The organism is Flavobacterium sp. B330r (assembly GCF_056824325.1).
Map to the genome: position 1 here is coordinate 3,305,377 of NZ_CP124860.1, position 20,119 is coordinate 3,325,495.

The following is a 20,119-nucleotide window of genomic DNA, read 5'->3' on the forward strand; positions in this document are numbered from 1 at the left end:
CTAAAATCTAAAATCTGAATTCTAAAATCATTTATCCCGCTATTAATTCTTCTATTTTTTTCTCTTCTGCAATTCTTTGTAATGCTTTTTTGTAATCAGTTGGCATTACTTTTACGAAGTGCTGTTGTTGGTTTTCCCAGTCTGCTAAAATTCTTTTTGCTAATGGACTGCTTGTGTACAATGAATGATTTTTGATCAGTTTTCGTAGTTTCGTAAGATCTTCTTCTTCCATCGGATCGAATGCAACCATTTCCATGTTACAAACTGTAGAATCGAATTTCTTATTTGGATCGTAAACATAAGCCACACCACCGCTCATACCAGCTGCGAAGTTTCTTCCTGTTTTTCCTAAAACTACTACTGTACCACCAGTCATGTACTCGCATCCGTGATCTCCAATTCCTTCAACAACTGCTGTTGCTCCAGAATTTCTCACACAGAAACGCTCTCCGGCCATTCCATTAATATAAGCCTCTCCGGTAATAGCTCCGTAAAGGGCAACGTTTCCAATAATGATATTGTCTTCAGGTTTGAAAGTAGCAGTAGGAGGTACTTTTACAATTAATTTTCCTCCAGAAAGACCTTTTCCTAAATAATCATTACAGTTTCCGTGAATTTTAAATGACAATCCGTTTGTTGCAAAAGCACCAAAACTTTGTCCAGCAGAACCTTCAAAATCAACTAAAATAGTGTCATCAGGTAATCCTTGTGCGCCGTAGATTTTTGAGATTTCGTTACTCAAAATCGCACCTACAGAACGGTCTGTATTTTTAATTTTAAAGGTTACTCTTGTTTTCTCTTTTCTATAGATAGACGGAATCGCTTCTTTGATGATGTCAAAATCCAATACATTTTCAAGTTGGTGATCTTGAGTTGTTGTATTATGATTTGGCTGCGTTTTTGCTTTTTCCGGTTTGTATAGAATTGATGACAAGTCTAAACCATTTGCTTTGTAATGTTTGATGGCTTTGTTCACATTTAATTTTTGTGATTGGCCTACCATTTCTTTTAACGTTCTGAAACCTAGCTGTGCCATGATTTCTCTTAACTCTTCAGCAATAAAATACATGAAGTTGATTACGTGCTCTGGAGTTCCTTTGAAATTTTTTCTCAATTCAGGATCCTGAGTAGCAATACCAACTGGGCAAGTATTTAAGTGACAAGCTCTCATCATGATACATCCAGAAGCTACAAGCGGTGCAGTTGCGAAACCGAATTCTTCAGCTCCTAATAAAGCAGCTATCGCCACGTCACGACCTGTTTTCAACTGTCCGTCACACTCTAAAACTACACGGCTTCTTAAATCGTTTAAGATCAAAGTCTGCTGAGCTTCAGCTAAACCAAGTTCCCACGGAATACCTGTGTGCTGTAAAGATGTTAATGGTGCAGCTCCCGTTCCTCCGTCGTAACCAGAAATTAAGATTACGTCAGCTTTTGCTTTGGCAACACCGGCAGCGATGGTTCCAACTCCAACTTCAGAAACTAATTTTACGTTAATACGAGCTTCACGGTTTGCATTTTTCAAATCGTAAATCAACTGAGATAAATCCTCAATTGAGTAAATATCGTGGTGAGGAGGAGGCGAAATCAAACCTACATAAGGCGTAGAGTTTCTAGTTTCAGCAATCCAAGGCACTACTTTTTCTCCAGGTAGCTGTCCACCTTCACCAGGTTTTGCTCCCTGAGCCATTTTGATTTGAATCTCTTTAGCGTTTGTCAAATAATTGATCGAAACACCAAAACGTCCTGACGCAACTTGTTTGATAGCACTATTTCTAGAATCTCCGTTAATTTCTTTCTGGAAACGTTTTGGGTCTTCTCCACCTTCTCCAGAGTTACTTTTTCCGCCAATTCTGTTCATTGCAATCGCTAAATTCTCGTGTGCTTCTCTAGAAATAGATCCGTAAGACATTGCACCCGTTTTGAATTTCTTTACAATTTCTGTCCAAGGCTCTACTTCATCAATAGAAATTGGATCTAAATTATTGAATTCAAATAAACCTCTAATGGTCATTAAGTTTGAGCTTTGCTCGTTAACGGCGTTTGAGTATTCTTTATAACTTTCTGGGCTGTTTAAACGAACCGCTTGTTGTAATTTAGAAATAGTGGTCGGGTTAAACATGTGTTTTTCGCCACCACGTCTCCATCTATAAATACCTCCAATTTCAAGAGAAAGCAAACTTGCCACTTTTGAATTTGGGAAAGCTTTTTGGAAACGTTTTTTAACCTCTTTCTCCACTTCCATTAAACCAATTCCTTCAATTCTTGATGGAGTGTAAGGGAAGTATTTAGAGGTAAATGTTTTGTTTAAACCTAAAATCTCGAAAATCTGAGCAGCTCTGTACGAATGTAAAGTAGAGATACCAATTTTGTTCATGATTTTTACGATTCCTTTTGCAATCGCTTTGTTGTAGTTTACAACTGCATAATCCGCTTTTACTTTTGTAATAAAACCTTTTTCAACCTGATCGTGAATGATTTCGTTTACCATGTAAGGATTGATTGCACTTGCACCGTAACCGAACAATAAAGCAAAATGATGAGGTTCTCTTGGTTCTGCAGATTCGATGATGATTCCGAATTTAGAACGAACCTGTAAAATGTTTAAGGAGTGGTGAATGTAAGAACAAGCCAATAACATTGGAATTGGAGCTAATTCTTCACTTACACCTCTATCCGATAAGATAATGATGTTGCATCCTTCTTCAACTGCTTTAAAAGTTGCCTGAACACATTTTTCAAGAGCTCTTTCTAAACCGTTAACTCCTTTTTCTATTTTGTATAAAGTAGAAATAGTAGCCGATTTGAAATCTGGGTGATCTATATTTCTAATTTTATCCAAATCCTCATTAGAAACAACTGGATTTTGGATTTTTAATTTTTTGCATTGTTTAGATTCAATTTCGAAAATATTGAAATCTCCACCAATCGCTAAACTAATATCAGTAATGATTTCTTCACGAATACCATCCAACGGCGGGTTTGTAACCTGAGCAAACAATTGTTTGAAGTAATTGTACAACAACTGTGGCTGATCAGATAAAACAGCCAAAGGTGTATCGTTACCCATAGAACTAATTGCTTCAGCTCCGTCGCTACCCATTGGGTTAATGATTGTTTTTAAATCTTCAATAGTATAACCAAACAAACGCTGTCTTGTTAAGAAATCTAATTTTTCAACAGGAGTAGGGTTGTTTGTATAAGGAACGCTAGCCAATGGCAATAAGTTTTCATCAACCCATTGTTTGTATGGACGTTTTGTAACGATCGCTTTTTTAACTTCTTCGTCTTCGATGATACGTCCTTCATTCATATCAACTAAGAACATTTTTCCAGGCTCCAAACGTCCGTGCTGAATTACATCTTCTGGATCAATGTCTAATACACCAATTTCAGATGACATAATTACGAATCCGCTTTTCGTTAATGTATAACGAGAAGGACGCAATCCGTTTCTGTCTAGTAAAGCACCAATTACGTTACCATCTGTAAACGGAATAGAAGCAGGACCATCCCAAGGCTCCATGATACAAGCGTTGAACTCGTAGAATGCTTTTTTCTCCTCAGACATTGTCTGGTGTTTTTCCCAAGCTTCAGGAACAACCATCATCATTGCCTCTGGCAATGAACGACCTGTCATTAATAAAAGTTCAATTACCATATCCATAGAAGCAGAATCTGATTTTCCTTCTAAGATAATTGGGAATAGTTTTTTGATATCATCGCCAAAAACTTTGCTTTGCATAAGCTCTTCACGAGCACGCATACGGCTTACGTTTCCACGAAGTGTATTGATCTCACCATTGTGACACATGTATCTAAACGGTTGAGCTAAGTCCCAAGATGGGAATGTATTTGTAGAGAAACGCTGGTGTACAAGTGCTAAACGAGTCACCAAGTCTGGATCTTTCAAATCTATATAATAACGGCTGATGTCTTCTGGCATCAATAGACCTTTATATATTATAGTAGTTGTCGATAAACTAGTAAAATAAAACATGTGGCTTTCAGAAGTTTTTGATCCTCTTACGGCATGTTCAGCAATTTTTCTAGCTGCAAAAAGTTTTGCATTAAATTCTTGTTCAGTTAAATCCTGTCCGTTTTTAGAAACGAAAACTTGTTTAACAGTTGGTTCTTTTTCTGCGGCAATTTCACCTAGATTTTCAACGTCAACGGGTACATCTCTCCAACCTAAAACTTTTAAGTTTTGGTCTTTGATTGTTGCTTCAAAGGCATTGATACAAAAAGAAACTTGGTTTTTGCTTTTTGGTAAAAAAACCATTCCTACTGCATACTCACGCGCTTCTGGGATTTCAAAGTCACAAACTTTCTTAAAAAAATCATGAGGAATGTCGAATAAAATTCCGGCTCCGTCACCAGTTCTTCCATCAGAACTAACGGCACCACGATGTTCTAATTTAATTAAGATGTCTAATGCTTTGTGAATAATATCATTTGACTTAATACCATTCAAATTACAAATAAATCCTGCACCACAATTGTCGTGTTCAAATTCAGGCAGATAAAGCCCTTGTTCTTTAACTCTCATTCTTGATATTTTTTTTACAAAAATAAAGATTTCGTTAAACATAATGTAGTGAATTAGTGCTTTTGCTTTCATTTTTGCTGTAATATTAGAAAAAGCATTCTTAATTATTAATATTATGATATAAACCATCCCGAATTGCTAAAAATATAATTACTCTTAAAATATATTAGGAAAAATCGTCGGTAGGCCAATAAAACCAATGAATTTTTTGTTAAATATCAAACGTTTTATGCGAATTGTGTTAACATTAACAAATTGTTCCGTTAACGATTTGTTTGCTTTGAAAAATTATCAACGCCTAATACCTATATATAACATTTATTTAATTGAAAAAGATTTTACTATTAAGTTGTATTTTGTTACTTTTGTCGCACTTTTATTCTGAAATAAATTCAGAACCAGACAAATTCTATATTATGAACATACACGAATATCAAGGAAAAGAAATTTTAGCGAGTTACGGAGTACGCGTACAACGCGGAATTGTGGCTAACAATGCGGTTGAAGCTGTAGCTGCTGCAAAACAATTAACTGCCGAAACTGGTACAGGATGGCATGTAATAAAAGCACAAATTCACGCAGGTGGTCGTGGAAAAGGTGGTGGAGTTAAGCTGGCAAAAAACTTACAACAAGTTGAAGAGTTAGCAGAACAAATCATCGGAATGCAGTTGATTACACCTCAGACTCCGCCTGAAGGTAAAAAAGTAAACAAAATATTAGTTGCAGAAGATGTTTACTATCCAGGTGAAAGCGAAACTTCTGAATTCTATGTTTCTGTTTTATTGAATAGAGGTACAGGACGCAACATGATTATGTATTCTACTGAAGGTGGAATGGATATCGAAGAAGTTGCTGAGCATACTCCACACTTAATCTTTACTGAAGAAATAGATCCATCTGTTGGATTACAAGGTTTCCAAGCTAGAAGAATTGCCTTCAACTTAGGTCTTTCTGGAAATGCTTTCAAAGAAATGGTTAAATTCATCGATGCACTTTACAATGCTTACATTGGTTCTGATGCTTCTATGTTTGAAATCAACCCAGTTTTAAAAACTTCTGATAACAAAATCTTAGCTGTTGATGCTAAAGTTAACATCGACGATAACGCTTTATACAGACAACCTAAATATGCTGAAATGAGAGATATCCGTGAGGAGAATCCAATCGAAGTTGAAGCTAAAGAAGTTGGTCTTAACTATGTTGACCTTGACGGTACTGTAGGATGTATGGTAAACGGAGCTGGTCTTGCAATGGCAACTATGGATTTAATTAAATATGCTGGTTTTGAGCCTGCTAACTTCCTTGACGTAGGAGGAACTGCTGATGCAAAACGTGTTGAAACAGCTTTCAGAATTATCTTGAAAGATCCAAACGTAAAAGCTATCTTAATTAACATCTTCGGAGGAATCGTTCGTTGTGACCGTGTTGCTCAAGGTGTTGTTGACGCTTACAAAAACATGGGAGACGCTATTAAAGTGCCAATTATCGTTCGTTTGCAAGGAACAAATGCTGAAATTGCAAAAGAATTAATTGACAACTCTGGTATGCCAATCTTATCTGCAGTTCAATTCCAAGAAGCTGCTGACCAAGTTAAAGCTGCTCTTTCTTAATTAAATAAGAAATCAATTTATATAGAAAATCCCTCCGTGCTTCGGAGGGATTTTTTTTGGAGTCTATTTAACCGCAAAGTTAGCAAGGTTTTTTGCCAAGGACTATGAATACAAACGCAAAGTTCGCAAAGCTGTATGTTGAAAATAGCCACGAATTCACGAATTATTTTCAAAGATTGTAAAAAAATAAAATTCGTGAATTCGTGGCTAAAAAAAAACTTTGCGAACTTTGCGTAATTCTTTGCGCTCTTTGCGGTTAAATCATCAAGTTTATTTCAAAACTGTAGATAGTTCTACAAGTTCAAATTCTGGATCATGGGTTATAAATTCTCTTATCAATGCAGCATGACCAGCGCCAACTAAAACCATTATTTTGTTATCTGTGCTTTCAGTTAGTTTCTGAATTAAAGAATACATATATAAATTTCTTTTGTACCAATTTGAAACTAAAGACGGTCCCGTAAAATCATCTGGATTTCCAGCTCTATTTGCTACTTCCAAATACCATTGGATGTTTTTATTTTCGGTTTCTTTTTTATTGTAATGCAGCATGAGTTCTTGTAACGAGCTTTTTGTTATTCTTTCATTATGATCTTTTTCATTTCTTTTTTTCCACTCATTATTTCTTTTCAATAAATCCTGTTGGTTTGCTTTTTCCATTGACATCAGTAAACTGTCATATGGAAAAGAAGTATAGAGATTCATTCCGTATAATTTTTTATGATTCAGTTTTTTAGCCGTACGGAGTGCCAGTTGTGTTATTTCGTTTTTGTTAGTTTTAAAAAGACTGTCGGTGTTTTTATTGTAAAACTTATCTAAATCGGCTTGCTCGTTAAATTCCCATTCTACAAATATTTTATCTGGGCCAAATTTTTTGATTTTGTCACTCATTATTTCGAGTTCTTTTTGGCTTTTCTCAGACAAGATATCAAAACTGTTTAATTGAGCAACGTCAAGACCAGGGTTGGCGTAATGAAATGTTCCAACCAATAGAATCTGCTTTTTCTTAGTTTGAGCAGATGCCATGTTAAATGTTATAAGAGCTAGTAATAGAATAATTTTTTGCATGATTTTTTGTTTTTATGGATAATGTATATCGTAGAGGCACACTGCAGTCTACGCAAAGTTTAATAATATGGTTAAAAAAGTATTATTTCAAAACAGTCGATAATTCTACGATTTCAAATTCTGGATCATGTGCTAGAAATTCTCTTAGCATTGCAGCGTGTCCGGCTCCAAGTAAAACCATGATTTTATTATCTGAGCTTTCGGTTAATTTCTGAACTAAAGAATACATGTATAAGTTTCTTTTGTACCAATTTGAAACTAAAGAAGCACCAGTAAAGTCATCTGGATTTCCAGTTCTGTTTGCTACTTCTAAATACCATTGGATGTTATCTTCATTAGACGCTTTTTCATTGTAGTAAAGCATAAGATCTGTTAAAGAGCTTTTAGCCATTCTTTCGTTATTATCTTTTACAAACATTTCTGTTGACTCCGTGTTTTTTTTCATTAAATCCTTCTGATTTGCTTTTTCCATTGACATCATCAAGCTATCATAAGGAAAACGGGTACGATAATCAATCCCGTACATCTTTTTATGATTCAGTTTTTTAGCAGTACGTAATGCTAATTGAGTAATTTCATTTAGATCTTTTTTAAGTAAACTGTCGGTGTTTTTATTGTAATACTTGTCTAGCTCAGCTTGTTTGCTAAATTTCCATTCTACAAATATTTTGTCTGGACCAAATTTCTTGATTTTGTCACTCATAATTTCGAGCTCTTTTTGGCTTTTATCAGACATTACATTAAAAGTTTTTATTTTGGCAACATCATGACCAGGATTGGCGTAATGAAAAGTTCCAATTAATAAAATTTGTTTTTTCTTAGTTTGAGCAGAAGTTAAGTTTAATGTAATAATTGCGAGTAATAAAATGATTTTGTGCATGACGTTTTGTTTTTAAATTCATGACAAATGTATTCCCTCTTTTGACCTCTATTTTTTGTTTTTGATGAACATAGAATTTCATTTTATAAACACATGAAATTTGCAGTTTAATAATTTCATGTAAAGTTTTTGATAGTTCATCCCTAAAAAAGCATGTTTTAAATAAATGTCATTTTCGATTGCAGGCTTAATTGTATTTTTGAGCTAATTATCATAAAACTATGAAATCAAGAATCCCTTTTTACTATCACATTGTCTTTTTCTTATTATTATTTCTAACGTATATTTTCTGGGATATTGGACTTAATGATCAAAAAATAGAAATTGTAATAAAAGCAATATGTTATGGAATTACGCCAACTCATTTGTTAGCAATATTTTGTATTTACATTCTTAATTTTTATTACTTCTGTGAATGGTTTTTAAACAGGAAGAAATTAGTTTTTTATATTCTGACAATTCCAGTTTCGCTATTGCTTTTTGCGGCTGTTCGCTATTTTTTGCAAGAAGTGGTTATGTTTAATATTACCGGAATGCACAACTACTATGAAGAAGCTAGAGAAATAGGTTATTACATAAAAGACAATTTTTTCTTCGGATTGCCAGCTGTACTTTTAAGCGCACTGACTTTTTTATTTTGGCAGTTTCATACTACGCAACATCAAAATCAGGAATTGCTTCTGGAGAATAAAAAAGCAGAGTTTCAAATGCTGAAAGCACAGGTTAGTCCGCATTTTTTGTTTAATACGCTGAATTCTTTTTATAGCCAGTTGGTTTTAAAAGAAGATGAAATGGCTGATGATATTTTGGTTCTTTCTGATTTACTTCGATATGTTATTACAGAAACAGACAAAGATGAAGCGATACTCTCAAAAGAAATTCAATTCATTCAAAACTATATTCATTTGCAAAAGAAAAGATTTGAAGATCAGTTGTTTTTAGATTTTTCGGTTGAGGGAAATTATTCAAACGAAAAAATCATTTCCTCGGCTTTGGTTCACTTTGTTGAGAATGTTTTCAAGCATGGAAAATTTAATAATGAAGACGAAAAAGCCATTATTTCAATTCGAATAAAGGACGATTTTCTAGAAATTTCAACTTTCAATTATTTCATTGAAGGAGAAAATTATTCTTCAACAGGAATTGGTTTTGATAATTTGACAAAAAGGCTGGAATACACCTATAAAGGCCAATTTATTCTGGAAAAAACAGAAGAAAATAATACCTTTAAAACTTACTTAAAAATACCGCTAAAGAAATAATTTATGACTTTTAAATGCATAATTGTCGACGACGAACCGCCTGCAACTAGAATATTGGAAAATTACATCGGAAAAGTGAATTTTCTGGAGAAGGTTGGCGTTTTTAATGATTCGTTAAAAGCATTAGAATTTCTAAACTCACAATCTGTAGATGTTATTTTTCTAGATATTCAAATGCCTCAATTAACAGGTTTACAGATTTCTAAAATTATTTCTAAAGATATAAAAGTCATTTTTACAACGGCTTATCCAGATTTTGCTTTAGAAGGATTTGAATTAAATGCAGTCGATTATTTATTAAAACCAATTGCATTTGAACGTTTTTATCAAGCTGTTTCTAAATTAAACTCTGAACCGAAAATAGAAGTTTCGAGTGTCAATAATAATAATGCGCCAGATTTTTTATTTATAAAAACAGATGGGAAAAATAAATTTCAGAAAGTATTTTTGAACGAAGTTTTATACGTAGAAAGTTTACAGAATTATGTTTGTATTCATACTGTAAAGCAACAGATTATTACACATTCGTCATTAAAAAATGTTATTGAATCATTACCAGAAAAAGATTTTATTCAAATCCATAAATCGTATGTGGTTTCATTGCAGCATATAGAATCGACAGATAATTTTTCGGTTTTTATAAATGGAAAAGAATTGCCAATTGGAGCTACTTTTAAAGATGCTTTTTTTGATAAAATAGAAGAGAATAAAATTTAATTTTTTTTAACCGCAAAGTGCGCAAGGATTTTTGACTAAGTATTGTGAATACAAACGCAAAGTTCGCAAAGCTTTGTGAATAAAACTTTGCGAACTTTGCGTAAATCTTAGCGTTCTTAGCGGTTAAATCCTCAATTACGATTTTTTCTTATTGCCGTTTTTGAAAACCACTTTTTCTACCACAACAGGTTTTCCATTTCCTTTTGGGAATGCTTTCTTTTTAGGTTTTCCAGCTGATGAACCTGACTTTGAAGAACTTTGATCTCCTCTATATTTTTCTGAATCTTTTGGAGTTGCTTTAAATTCTGGTCTTTCTTTAGAAGTTTCTTTCTTCGGAATTTCAGATTTATGTTTTGCTAAAACATCATTAGGATTTTTAGGATTTTCTTTAGTTCCTCTTAAATGAATAACCAATCCGTTTAGGAAGTTTCTTAAAACCTGATCGCCACATTCCATGTAATTTGGATGATCTTCTGCTCTAAAAAAAGCACCCAATTCTGATTTTGTAATTCTAAAATCTACCAATTCTAAAATTTCAACTATTTGGTCATCACGGAGCATCAAAGCCACGCGAAGTTTTTTAAGTATATCGTTATTCGTCATTGTTTTATTTTTTACAAAGGTAGTTTTTTAAAATGATTAAAATTGAGAATTAAATTCATTTAAAACGCCAATCAATTTATCTAAATCTTCTTTTGTGTGATTTGCGGTTACTACAATGCGATTAAGCGGTTCAGCTTCTTTAGTATATTTGAAACTGGCAATAATTATATTTTCGATTTTTAATTGGCTAATTAATTCTTTTGGTAATAAGTAAATTAAAGGATATTCTGCATCAAACTTAACGTTCTTATTTTTAATTAAAATCGAATCGATATAGCTCAAATTATCTTTCAGTTTTTGATGCTGTAATTTATAAATTTCAGAAGCATCAGAAAGCGTTTGTACAAAAGCGGGATTCATTCCTGCAGCGCTTGTAAAAGTTTCAATTTCTTTTATTTCTTTGATGAATTCCGAATCTGAAGCAATCACTCCGCCAGTTAATCCGAAAGCTTTTCCTAGAGACGAAACCAGGATTTTTCTTTTAATTGGAAAATCAATTGAGGAATAGATTCCAGAACCATTTTTGCCAATAATTCCCAACGAATGCGATTCATCAACAACCAAGGTAATTTCTTTATGGTTTGAAATCTGTTTTAAGAAAGATAAATCAACAGGTTTGGTTTGGAAGGAAGGAACGCCATCGGTCAAAATGGTTATTTTTTCTGATTTAGGATCTAATAAGTGCTCATTCAATTTTTCATTTATAAAAACAGGAAAACTATTCTCAATTTGAATAGCCGAATGAATGTCGTTTAAATGATAAAAGCAATCGGTTTGCTTTTTCAATTTTTCTAGAACCAATTTTCCAGCCAACATTCCAGAAGAAACGGTTACAGTATCTTCAGAACCAATATGTTGAATTAAAAAATTTTCGCCCGCAGTATAAGCGCTCAATTTAATGTTTGCAGTTCTCGAGCTTCCGTAAGTTGTTCCCCATTTTAAAATGTTTTGAACTACTAAATCTTGAAATTTCTTGTTTGTTGGAAGTCCCAAATAGGCAGTTCCTCCAAAATACAGATATTGTTTTTGGTCAATTTCAATGATTCGATCTGGAAATTTTTCGACTATCATTTTACAGCAATGTAACTCCTGTTCCGTTAAGATTTGAATAATTGACCACACCGTCTTCAATTGTTACACCAGTTGCAATGTCTTCAGACAAAAGCAAGGCGCCGTCCATATCAACATAATCCAATTGAGGAAGCAAATGTGCAATAGCAGAAATACCTACAGTAGATTCGGTCATACAGCCCACCATTGTTTTTAAACCTAGTTTTTTGGCTTCTTCGATCATGCGTTTTCCTGGGGTTAGTCCGCCGCATTTTACGAGTTTTACATTTACGCCATGAAAATGGTTAAAACATTTCGCCACATCTTCTTCAATAATACAGCTTTCGTCAGCAATTACAGGAAGGACAGAATGTTTGAAGACTTCTTTGTGGCCTTCCCAATTATCAGCCTTCATTGGCTGTTCTAGAAATTCAACACCCAATTTTTTTAATTCGGCCGCATTATTGATGGTTTCGTCAACCGTCCATCCACAATTGGCATCAATTCTAAAAATGGCATTGGTATGTTTTCTAAGTTCTTTTACAATAGCAATATCTTCCTTTGTTCCCAATTTAATTTTATAAATAGGCCAAGGCAGTTCTTGCATTTTAAAAACCATTTTTTCAATCGTATCAATTCCAATCGTATAATCAGTCAACGGATTATGATCGGTTTTGTAATTCCATAATTCGTATAATTTCTTTCCTTTTTTACGAGCATACAAATCATTATAAGCTAAATCTAAAGCGCATAAAGCAAACATATCCTCTTTTAAATACGGATGAATTTTTGACCAAAAAACTTCTGGAGTTTCATTTTCTGTGTTTTCAATAATCGATCTAATTTTCTCCAAATCAGCGATCATCATTGGAACCGTAATATGATAATATGGATTTGAAGTAGCTTCTCCAAAACCAGAAAAACCATCACTTTGTAATTCTACAATTAAGGAAGGCTGAAAATCTATAGATTCTCTAGAAATCGTAAAAGTGTGTTTTAGTTTTAGATTGTATTCTCTTAAAATTAGTTTCATGGCTAATCCTTGTTTTGTGTTTCTGTTTAAAAAATAGAATTCTAACTCTTTTTGATTGACATTTTTATACCAATGCCTGTTTGTAAATCTGGTGCATTATCTAGATTTAAATCTTCCCGAAGATACACAAAATAAGAAAATCGCTTCGTAGAATAAGTACAAATTGCACTCCATCCTTCTAAATCCTCATACAAATGAGATATGGTCTTTTGCCAGTGCGTATTTATTCTTTGGCCCGTTAGAACAATATAATCCATATCTTTTTTCTTGTTGTAAGAATTCTGGAAATTATAATTAATACCGTATGAAATTCGATTGTTGTTTTTAAGTTTTACTTTGTAATTAATAAGACCTTCAAAACTGCATAAAAAATCTTGATTGCTAAGATTTACGCCATCTCCATATTCAAAAATGTGCTGACGTAAAACGCCTAAACTTAATCCGAAACTTAGAATATTTTTATCCTTAATGATCATTTTTTTTAAGATAGAAGAAGAAATTCCGAAATCTGAAGCAGGATTATATTTAGAAGTATTAATACCCAGCTGAGCGCCAAAATTTAAGTAAATATGATGTTTTTCATTCATCTCTAATTTAGGGTAATACGTATAATTTATATCAAGCCCGGAAATTAGAAAGTCGTTGTTATCCATTGTTAAGACCTTATTATTTTCATCTTTATAAGCTATTCCAGCTTGGTTTATACCATAATGGTATCTAGAAAAAGGATCTTTTCCGCCTGCAATATTGCGATGAAACCATTCGATTGATTCATCTGAAGTAAAAATAGAATACGGATATTTACCTCGATCGAGCGAGTTAGCTCGAAGGCTGAAACTCAATTCGTGATTAACTGTAAGTGGTAAGGTAAAATTAAAGCGATACGATCGAATAACGCCATCGGCTTCAAATTCTTTAATTTTGGATGGCACTTTATCTAAATCAAATGAAAATTCGCGCGTATGCCAGGGCTGGTTTTTGGAAATTTCGCGGTCATTAGGATCAGTCAATTCATATGATTTTACATAAGGAAGCACTACGTTTCCACTTGAGACTTCAAATGCGAATGAATATTTATCAGTCGAGCGAACGTTGAAATTGTGGTTTAATCTTGATATATAAATACCAAATGGATGAGTGGAAAGAGTATTAGGTTTTATAAGGTCGGATGAATTTTCTAATTCTTCATTCCAAAAATCACTTTTATTTGATTGTGCTGTTGATACGCCATTAAAAATTAAAAAAACAAAAAAGAGTAAATAATATTTCATTCTAGAATTTAAAAATTTTTGATAAATCTAATGAATTTTAAAAAGATTAGATTGTTTAATTTTTAAAAAATGAATTTCTTTATTATAGGTTTAATTGTTTTGAAATAAAGTTTTTTAAGGCAGCTGTTCCTGTAATTTTTTAATTTCGTCACGAAGCTTTGCGGCTTGCAAAAAGTCTAGTTCTTTTGCCGCTTTTTCCATTGTTTTACGCTTTTCACGAATCATTTTTTCCAATTCAGCTTTAGATAAATAGGCAGTTTCTGGCTCAGCAGCAACAGGAATTGGATGACCTAATTCATATTCTACCAATGGGTTTTTGGTGAAAGCGCTTTCGATTTTCTTGTTTAGAGCTTGAGGAGTTATATTATTTTCTACGTTGTAATTAATCTGTTTGGTTCTTCTGTAATTGGTTTCGTCAATTGTTCGCTGCATACTCGCTGTAATTTTATCAGCATACATAATTGCTTTACCATTTAAGTTTCTCGCTGCACGACCAATAGTTTGTGTTAAAGATCTATGGTTACGCAAGAAACCTTCTTTGTCGGCATCTAAAATGGCAACAAGAGAAACCTCTGGTAAATCTAAACCTTCACGAAGTAAGTTTACTCCAATAAGAACATCAAAAATACCTTTTCGCAAGTCTTGCATGATTTCGATACGTTCTAAAGTATCAACTTCAGAATGTATGTAGCGGCATCGAATGCTTACTTTTGTTAGGTATTTGGCCAATTCTTCGGCCATTCTTTTGGTTAAAGTCGTAACGAGAACTCTTTCGTCTAATTCACAACGAACCTGAATTTCTTCAATCAAGTCATCAATCTGATTTAAGCTTGGACGAACTTCAATTTCAGGGTCTAATAATCCAGTCGGGCGAATAATTTGCTCAACATAAATACCATCCGATTTTTGCAATTCGTAATCTGCAGGAGTTGCAGAAACATAAATTACCTGATTTTGCAACGCTTCAAATTCTTCAAATTTCAAAGGTCGGTTGTCCATTGCTGCAGGAAGACGGAAACCATATTCGACCAAGTTTTCTTTTCGGCTTCGGTCACCTCCGTACATGGCATGAACTTGCGAAACGGTTACGTGACTTTCATCAACAACCATTAAATAATCACTTGGGAAATAATCTAACAAGCAGAAAGGTCTTGTTCCTGCTTCACGTCCGTCAAGATATCTTGAGTAATTTTCAATTCCAGAACAATATCCTAATTCGCGAATCATTTCTAAATCGAAATTGGTTCTTTCTTCCAAACGTTTCGCTTCAAGATGTTTTCCAATTTCTTTGAAATAATCTACTTGTTTCACTAAATCCTGCTGAATTTGCCAAATCGCACCTTGTAAAACTTCTGGAGAAGTCACAAACATATTGGCAGGATAAATCGTTAATCTTTGGAATTTTTCTATAACTTGAGAAGTTTTCGCATCAAATGCTTCGATTTCTTCAATTTCATCTCCAAAAAAATGAATTCGATATGCATCATCTGCATAACTTGGATAAACTTCGACCGTATCTCCTTTAATTCTGAAAGTTCCAGGATTAAAATCGGCTTCAGTTCTGGCATATAAACTCTGAACTAAACTATGCAATAATTTAGTTCTCGAAATAACCTGATCACGTTTAATTTCAATTACGTTTTTCTGAAATTCAACAGGGTTTCCGATACCATATAGACAAGAAACAGAAGCTACAACCAAAACGTCACGTCTTCCTGAAAGTAGGGAAGAAGTGGTGCTTAAACGCATTTTCTCCAATTCTTCATTGATAGATAAATCTTTTTCAATGAAAACTCCAGTTACGGGCATAAAAGCTTCTGGCTGATAATAGTCGTAATAAGAAACGAAGTACTCCACCGCATTGTTTGGAAAAAACTGTTTGAACTCCGAATACAATTGCGCTGCTAAAGTTTTGTTGTGCGCCAAAACCAAAGTGGGTCTTTGCACTTCCTGAATAACATTGGCAACAGTAAACGTTTTTCCGGAACCGGTAACTCCTAATAATGTTTGGTATTTATCTCCGTCAACCACGCCTTGTGCCAACTTTTGTATGGCTTGTGGCTGATCTCCTTTTGGACTATATTCTGAAGAAACTTGAAATTTCATTTGCGTATACTGAAAATTTGGTTTTGTAAAGATACAAAGTTTGTGTAAGTAAGTAGTTTAAAGTCTGTCCCGAATTGTACTAATTTGCACTAATTTTGTTTATGAAACCAATGTAAATGCAAAGCTTATTTGTAAAAATGTGTGACAGAAAACGCTCTTAATCTAAAAAACTAATAACAGCTTCATTTACAATCTTGGGCTGATCAATAGTTAGAAAATGCCCTGCATCTTTGATGATTCTAGTTTCGCTTTTTGATAAATGTTTTTTCGCCCTCTCTAGACTTTCTTCTGAATTGATAACGTCTTTATCTCCAATTAAAACCAAAACAGGATTTTGAATCGATTCTAATTCTTTATCTGAAAAAGGCATCATTTTAAGCATGCTAGAATTGGATTTTGCATATTTATTAGCCAAATAAAACTGTCTTTTATAAATACGGCTTATGTTTTCAGGATGAGTTGAAAAAGTGGATACGGTTTTACTGAATTTCTTTTCGCTCGGAAAAAGTTTCAGCATTAATGCAGAAGTCGTTTTTCTGGGTTTATCAAGAAATTTAAAAGTCTGCGCAGGACTTAATAAAACAATCTTGTCGATCGAATTTGGCTTTTGAGTAGCTAATAATGTAGCAATCCAGCCGCCTCGTGAAGCCCCGATTAGATCAAATTTCTTTAATTTATAATGATCGAAAATTTCGTTATAAAAAACAACAATGTCATCAGATGAAAGCGATTTTGCGGTTAGATGGGATTTGTTGGGCTCCATGATAAAATCGATGGCGTAAATGCGATGATTTTTGGCCAGAACTTTAATGTTTGGGTACCACATAGTAGAACTCGCGTCCATTCCGTGAAGTAAGACTAGGCTTTTCCCGTTCTGTGGCCCTGCGATTACAATGTGCGCCGTTCCAAAACTTGTTTTTACGTCTTCTTCAGTGTATGGAATGTTCCAAAGTTTTAAAGCTTTGTCGTAAGCAGTTTGGTATTTTGCTTCTTCGGCTTTGGTTTTAAAAACGTAATCGTCAAATTTTGCTTTTTTTGAAGCACAACTTGTCACTAAAAAAAGTACAATTGCTAAGCGGTAATATATTTTTAATATCATAATAAAATTCAATTTTCAGCTTAAAGTTACGATTAGAGTAGGTGAAAAGGGTATCAGAATTTTATTTTAAAATATCATAATTTTAAGATTTATCGTTTTTGGAGGTTAAATAATAAATCTGTACAAAAGCTAAAATAGCGTTCGGAATAATTACCGGCCAAAGCCATTGGTTGAAATCTCTGTAATCATTTAAAAAAATACCGTAAATGACAAAACAGATACAGCCAAACATATTAATGAATCGGATTGCTCTAAGGTTTTTTAGCAAAAAACCTCCAACGATAAATACAGACGCGAGATAACCAATGTATTCTGCCATAATCTTGATTTTAAATAGTTTACAATAAATGTAGCAAAAGCTAATTATAAAATCAAGGTTTTGTTTTGGAAATCAGTATTTTAAAAGAATTGTTTTTGGGATTTTGGGGTTTCAAAAAAACTCCAAGCTACAATTCGGCTATTTTTTTGTCCTTGCGACATTTCGATTGTTTGGACAGAAACGGCGTTTATTTTTTTCAATATTTTGTAGATTGAAGAAAGATTTTCTTTTTTAGAAACTAAAGTGGTGAACCATAAAACTTGCGAAGGATATTTAGCGCTTTCATAAATCATTTGCGTGATGAATCCGATTTCGCCGCCATTGCACCACAATTCGGCATTTTGTCCACCAAAATTCAAAATGGGATTTGTATTTCTTTTTTCTTTCGGATTTAAATTAGAAACTTTTCTAGAAGTACTTTTATTCGCTTCCTCAGCAGATGCATGAAAAGGCGGATTACACATCGTGAATGTAAAACGGTCTTCGGGCGTGATAATATTTTTAAAAATAAATCGCGGTTCAGTCTGTTGTTGCAAACTGATAGAATCGATTAATTCTGGATTGGCTTCGATAATTTTACTGCAATTTTCGATTGATTTTTGATCAATATCTGTTCCGACAAAACTCCAGTTATAAATCGAATTCCCTAATATCGGATAGATTAAATTGGAACCCGTACCGATATCTAATCCTAAAACATGCGAAGTTTCTGGAATTTGATTATTGTTGCTTTCGGCCAATAAATCGGCGATATAATGAATATAATCGGCACGCCCTGGAATTGGCGGGCAAAGATAATTTTTAGGAATATCCCAGTTTTGAATGCCGTAATAGGTTTTCAGTAAAGCCTTGTTTAATGTTTTTACAGCAGACGGATTACTAAAATCAATAGTTTCGATTCCGTATTTATTTATAGAAATAAAAGCTTTCAATTCTGAGCAATTTGAAATCAGTTTTTCAAAATCATATCGGTTTCGATGAAGATTTCTTGGGTGTAAATTACTTTTTTCGGAATTGTTTTCTGCTTTCATTTTCTTTGGTTTCGATTGCAAAGATAGGTATTCCTTTTTAGAAAGATTTTGTGAGATTTTGCATTAAAGAAATTGTTCAAATCCATGATACTTCCGGTTGGGAAATAATGTTTTTATTTATATTTTGTTTCAAGTAAGCAATACACAAAAAAACAAATCAAGCAAAGCGTTGTTAGTAGAATTACTATTATAGATTTACATATTCTTCAATACTTTTTTTGAAGAAATATTTAATATAATATCGCGCCCTAGTTTCTCCTCTACAATTAGACCTTTTTTCAATAACTCATTAATGTCCTTTCTAGCAGTCAACCTAACAATTTCGTGTCGATTTGAATAGGATGCAATATTTACATTTGGATCAGATTTGATATATAAATAAGAAATTAAATCAGCTTGTCTTTTATTTAGACCTTTTGATATTAACTTATAAGCTATTAGATTGGCCCTATCGCTTTCTTCTTTTTTCTTATCCCTATAATTAATTAAATTTTCAAATGCAACTCTTAAGTTTCGAATTGAATAGTTAATAAAATAAGTTAAATCATTACCATCGTATTCAGTCATTAAAAAAGCTTTGTCATATTGAGTTCTAGAATTTAAAATAGCTCTAGAAATAGATATGTTTTTGATTAAAGAATAATCTTTTTTAAGTAAATACCAATAGAATAGTGCTCTTGCAGTTCTACCATTTCCATCCATAAATGGGTGAATATACCCAAACATAAAATGTATAATTGATGCCTTAACGATGGGATGGATGAATGGTTTTTCAGAATTAGCAAAATTGCATAAATCTTGCATGAATTTTTCTATGTTTTTGGACTCTGGCGGCATGTGTGCAATTTCGCCATCTACGTGATCAGTAACAAATACAGAACTTTTTCTAAAACTTCCTGAACAATATTCAGCAGAAGTTTTAGCAGTCATAATTTTATGTATCTCTATTATAAAATTAAAATCTAATGATCTAGTATTTTCTTCTGTTATGAATTGTATACTTCGAAGATTATTAAAAATCATTTGTTCAGATTCATTCCTTGGTTTACGCTCAGATTTTAGCATTTCGAAAGCTACCTTTGTAGTAGTTGCTGCTCCTTCGACTTGCGAACTAGCAATTGCTTCTTCAAGAATAGAGCCTTTTAAATATTCAGCCTTATCATTTTGAGTAATTGGTGTTTTATATAATCCCCCAATTAGTTTTAAATCAAACTCATGTAAATTTTGTTGAATGTTTTCGGTTATGTAGTAATAAAAATCCTTTTCTCCGAAATTAATGCTTTTGTAGTTTATTGAACGATGGAATTTAAGTAAACTCCAAGATTTTACAGTATCCTCAGGATAAGGTAAATTTTTTCGATATTTTAATATATCCCAATATACATACCTGCCGTCAGAAACTCGTAGAAAATTCTCAAATTTTTTATCAATATAATCTTGAAAAACTTCCTTAAATTTGATTTCTATAGGTGGTTGTTCTAATTTCATAGTGTATAAATATGGTAACTTTTATATCAAAGT

At 33.1% G+C, this 20,119-nt stretch carries 15 protein-coding genes; 3 read left to right on the top strand and 12 right to left on the bottom strand.

Going from position 1 to position 20,119, the window contains the following annotated elements:
• Positions 1–31: 31 nt before the first annotated feature.
• A complete protein-coding gene (gene gltB, locus QLQ95_RS14605; protein ID WP_320493911.1) occupies positions 32–4,549 on the bottom strand; it encodes a glutamate synthase large subunit in 4,518 nt (1,505 codons plus the stop codon).
• 416 nt (positions 4,550–4,965) lie between these two features.
• Here gltB and sucC point away from each other — a divergent pair, with 416 nt between their 5' ends.
• Positions 4,966–6,159: an ADP-forming succinate--CoA ligase subunit beta gene (gene sucC, locus QLQ95_RS14610; protein ID WP_095931350.1), complete on the top strand. Its 1,194-nt coding sequence runs from the start codon at positions 4,966–4,968 to the stop codon at positions 6,157–6,159.
• A gap of 270 nt (positions 6,160–6,429) precedes the next feature.
• On the opposite strand, the gene QLQ95_RS14615 is transcribed toward sucC, so the two are convergent.
• A complete protein-coding gene (locus tag QLQ95_RS14615) occupies positions 6,430–7,227 on the bottom strand; it encodes a DUF5694 domain-containing protein (RefSeq protein ID WP_095931351.1) in 798 nt (265 codons plus the stop codon).
• A gap of 82 nt (positions 7,228–7,309) precedes the next feature.
• Positions 7,310–8,107: a DUF5694 domain-containing protein gene (locus QLQ95_RS14620; RefSeq protein WP_095931352.1), complete on the bottom strand. Its 798-nt coding sequence runs from the start codon at positions 8,105–8,107 to the stop codon at positions 7,310–7,312.
• A gap of 221 nt (positions 8,108–8,328) precedes the next feature.
• Between QLQ95_RS14620 and QLQ95_RS14625 the strand changes: the two genes are divergently transcribed.
• Complete coding sequence (locus QLQ95_RS14625; protein WP_427872575.1) at positions 8,329–9,369, top strand: sensor histidine kinase; 1,041 nt, start codon at positions 8,329–8,331, stop codon at positions 9,367–9,369.
• A gap of 3 nt (positions 9,370–9,372) precedes the next feature.
• Complete coding sequence (locus QLQ95_RS14630; protein WP_379797477.1) at positions 9,373–10,086, top strand: LytR/AlgR family response regulator transcription factor; 714 nt, start codon at positions 9,373–9,375, stop codon at positions 10,084–10,086.
• 135 nt (positions 10,087–10,221) lie between these two features.
• Here QLQ95_RS14630 and QLQ95_RS14635 read toward each other — a convergent pair whose 3' ends face one another.
• The 9 genes from QLQ95_RS14635 to QLQ95_RS14675 form a co-directional block, all read right to left on the bottom strand.
• A complete protein-coding gene (locus QLQ95_RS14635; protein WP_320493915.1) occupies positions 10,222–10,689 on the bottom strand; it encodes a DUF1456 family protein in 468 nt (155 codons plus the stop codon).
• 36 nt (positions 10,690–10,725) lie between these two features.
• A complete protein-coding gene (locus QLQ95_RS14640) occupies positions 10,726–11,760 on the bottom strand; it encodes an aminotransferase class I/II-fold pyridoxal phosphate-dependent enzyme (protein ID WP_482500383.1) in 1,035 nt (344 codons plus the stop codon).
• 1 nt (position 11,761) lies between these two features.
• Positions 11,762–12,772 carry a dipeptide epimerase gene (locus QLQ95_RS14645; RefSeq protein ID WP_095931357.1) on the bottom strand — a complete coding sequence of 337 codons (1,011 nt, stop codon included), beginning with the start codon at positions 12,770–12,772 and terminating at the stop codon, positions 11,762–11,764.
• A 41-nt stretch (positions 12,773–12,813) separates the two neighbouring features.
• A complete protein-coding gene (locus tag QLQ95_RS14650) occupies positions 12,814–14,043 on the bottom strand; it encodes a hypothetical protein (RefSeq protein WP_320493917.1) in 1,230 nt (409 codons plus the stop codon).
• A 114-nt stretch (positions 14,044–14,157) separates the two neighbouring features.
• Entirely contained in the window at positions 14,158–16,149 is a 1,992-nt protein-coding gene (gene uvrB, locus QLQ95_RS14655; protein ID WP_250835195.1) for an excinuclease ABC subunit UvrB, read from the bottom strand.
• A 157-nt stretch (positions 16,150–16,306) separates the two neighbouring features.
• Positions 16,307–17,248: an alpha/beta fold hydrolase gene (locus QLQ95_RS14660; RefSeq protein WP_482500385.1), complete on the bottom strand. Its 942-nt coding sequence runs from the start codon at positions 17,246–17,248 to the stop codon at positions 16,307–16,309.
• 82 nt (positions 17,249–17,330) lie between these two features.
• Complete coding sequence (locus QLQ95_RS14665; RefSeq protein ID WP_111365373.1) at positions 17,331–17,567, bottom strand: uroporphyrinogen decarboxylase; 237 nt, start codon at positions 17,565–17,567, stop codon at positions 17,331–17,333.
• Positions 17,568–17,647: 80 nt separating this feature from the next.
• Positions 17,648–18,598: a 23S rRNA (adenine(1618)-N(6))-methyltransferase RlmF gene (rlmF, locus tag QLQ95_RS14670; RefSeq protein ID WP_482500387.1), complete on the bottom strand. Its 951-nt coding sequence runs from the start codon at positions 18,596–18,598 to the stop codon at positions 17,648–17,650.
• Between the two features lie 195 nt (positions 18,599–18,793).
• A complete protein-coding gene (locus QLQ95_RS14675; protein ID WP_482500389.1) occupies positions 18,794–20,086 on the bottom strand; it encodes a Fic family protein in 1,293 nt (430 codons plus the stop codon).
• Positions 20,087–20,119 lie beyond the last annotated feature (33 nt).

Bases quoted from the DNA above. Each gene is read 5' to 3' on its own strand.
- gltB (WP_320493911.1), bottom strand. From the start codon at position 4,549: ATGAGAGTTAAAGAACAAGGGCTTTATCTGCCTGAATTTGAACACGAC.
- sucC (WP_095931350.1), top strand. From the start codon at position 4,966: ATGAACATACACGAATATCAAGGAAAAGAAATTTTAGCGAGTTACGGA.
- QLQ95_RS14615 (WP_095931351.1), bottom strand. From the start codon at position 7,227: ATGCAAAAAATTATTCTATTACTAGCTCTTATAACATTTAACATGGCA.
- QLQ95_RS14620 (WP_095931352.1), bottom strand. From the start codon at position 8,107: ATGCACAAAATCATTTTATTACTCGCAATTATTACATTAAACTTAACT.
- QLQ95_RS14625 (WP_427872575.1), top strand. From the start codon at position 8,329: ATGAAATCAAGAATCCCTTTTTACTATCACATTGTCTTTTTCTTATTA.
- QLQ95_RS14630 (WP_379797477.1), top strand. From the start codon at position 9,373: ATGACTTTTAAATGCATAATTGTCGACGACGAACCGCCTGCAACTAGA.
- QLQ95_RS14635 (WP_320493915.1), bottom strand. From the start codon at position 10,689: ATGACGAATAACGATATACTTAAAAAACTTCGCGTGGCTTTGATGCTC.
- QLQ95_RS14640 (WP_482500383.1), bottom strand. From the start codon at position 11,760: ATGATAGTCGAAAAATTTCCAGATCGAATCATTGAAATTGACCAAAAA.
- QLQ95_RS14645 (WP_095931357.1), bottom strand. From the start codon at position 12,772: ATGAAACTAATTTTAAGAGAATACAATCTAAAACTAAAACACACTTTT.
- QLQ95_RS14650 (WP_320493917.1), bottom strand. From the start codon at position 14,043: ATGAAATATTATTTACTCTTTTTTGTTTTTTTAATTTTTAATGGCGTA.
- uvrB (WP_250835195.1), bottom strand. From the start codon at position 16,149: ATGAAATTTCAAGTTTCTTCAGAATATAGTCCAAAAGGAGATCAGCCA.
- QLQ95_RS14660 (WP_482500385.1), bottom strand. From the start codon at position 17,248: ATGATATTAAAAATATATTACCGCTTAGCAATTGTACTTTTTTTAGTG.
- QLQ95_RS14665 (WP_111365373.1), bottom strand. From the start codon at position 17,567: ATGGCAGAATACATTGGTTATCTCGCGTCTGTATTTATCGTTGGAGGT.
- rlmF (WP_482500387.1), bottom strand. From the start codon at position 18,598: ATGAAAGCAGAAAACAATTCCGAAAAAAGTAATTTACACCCAAGAAAT.
- QLQ95_RS14675 (WP_482500389.1), bottom strand. From the start codon at position 20,086: ATGAAATTAGAACAACCACCTATAGAAATCAAATTTAAGGAAGTTTTT.